Here is a 223-nt window from a genome sequence, read left to right on the forward strand (position 1 = left end):
AGGCTTATGTGGCCTCGTGGATTGAAATATACGCCGCAGACGGCACTTTCCAATGGGGAGCGTCGAGGCTTATGTGGCCTCGTGGATTGAAATACCATTCCTTTTCGGTGCTTCCGGCTCAACGTATGTCGAGGCTTATGTGGCCTCGTGGATTGAAATGTTATAGCAGTGCCATCCAATGTAAGGGAAGCCGGGTCGAGGCTTATGTGGCCTCGTGGATTGA

The sequence above is a fragment of the Clostridium sp. KLE 1755 genome (assembly GCF_000466465.2).
Lineage (GTDB): Bacteria > Bacillota > Clostridia > Lachnospirales > Lachnospiraceae > Eisenbergiella > Eisenbergiella porci.